The 1,257-nt window shown below is 67.1% G+C and carries 2 protein-coding genes; one reads left to right on the plus strand and one right to left on the minus strand.

Annotated features, from left to right (window positions below; genetic code table 11):
• Positions 1 to 392: single-stranded DNA-binding protein (gene ssb, locus JCM9942_RS16270; RefSeq protein WP_054660896.1), on the minus strand; the 392-nt coding region annotated here is incomplete at its 3' end.
• A 189-nt stretch (positions 393 to 581) separates the two neighbouring features.
• Here ssb and JCM9942_RS16275 point away from each other — a divergent pair.
• On the plus strand, positions 582 to 1,257 hold a 676-nt coding region (locus JCM9942_RS16275; RefSeq protein WP_172675180.1), incomplete at its 3' end, for a LacI family DNA-binding transcriptional regulator.

A 1,257-nucleotide genomic window follows, 5' to 3' on the forward strand; every position in this document is an offset into this window, starting at 1 on the left:
GGGCGCGGTGCCGACTGGCGCTGCGGACGCTCGCCGCCCATGCCACCGCCGCCTTCACCACGGCCGCCGAGCATCTGCATTTCGTTGGCGACGATATCGGTGGTGTATTTCTCCACCCCGTCCTGGCCGGTGTACTTGTCATAGCGCAGCTCGCCCTCGACGTAGACCGAGCTGCCCTTGCGCAGGTATTCACCGGCGATCTCGCCGAGCTTGCCGAAGAACACCACGCGGTGCCATTCGGTGCGCTCCTGGTTGTTGCCGTCGCGGTCCTTGCGCACGCTGGTGGTGGCCAGGCTGATGCGGGTGATCGCCATGCCCGCCTGGGTGTACTTGGTGTCCGGGTCGTTGCCGAGATTGCCGACGAGGATGACTTTGTTGATGCCGCGGGCCATAGGGTTCCTACTCTTCCGTTGGGGTCCACCCGCCGGATGCGGGCAATAGCCGGCAGATTATAACGTCCCGGCGCGGGCGGGTATCAGGTGGGCGGCCAGCCCCATGTGGGACAAGCCCCACCCCCGGCACGGCCCCGGCCAGCGGTGGCCCGTGGCATGATGCCCGGCGTCTTCAGGCAAGTGTCGCCAATGATCATCAAGGGCAAGGCCACCTCACTGGATATCGCGCACCTGGCCGGGGTGTCGCAGCCGACGGTCTCGCGGGCGCTGCGTGGCAGCCCGATGGTCAATGCAGACACCCGCAAGCGCATCCTGGAGATCGCCCGGCAGCTGAACTACAAGGTCGACAAGAACGCCTCCAGCCTGCGCTGCCAGCAGTCCGGCACGCTGGCCCTGCTGTTCTTCGAGGATCCGACCCCGGACGACTCGCTGATCAATCCGTTCTTCCACTCGATGCTGGGCTCGATCACCCGCGCCTGCGCGCTGAACGGGCTGGACCTGCTGGTCTCCTTCCAGCAGCTGTCCAGCGACTGGCATGCCGATTTCGAGGACAGCAACAAGGCCGACGGCATCATCCTGCTGGGCTATGGCGATTACCACGAATCGGAGGAACGGCTGCAGCGGCTGGTCGAACAGGGCACCCATTTCGTGCGCTGGGGCGCCGCCCTGCCCGGCCAGCCCGGGGTTTCGGTGGGCAGCGACAATTTCCAGGGCGGCTTCGACATCACCGTGCATCTGCTGGACGCCGGCTGCCGGCGCATCGCCTTCCTCGGCCACGCCTCCAGCCACTACCCGGAGTTCGCCGAGCGCTACCGCGGTCATGGCCAGGCGCTGCGCGTGCGCGGGCTGGAACCGGATGCGGGCC

The organism is Stenotrophomonas pictorum JCM 9942 (genome assembly GCF_001310775.1).
GTDB lineage: Bacteria > Pseudomonadota > Gammaproteobacteria > Xanthomonadales > Xanthomonadaceae > Stenotrophomonas > Stenotrophomonas pictorum.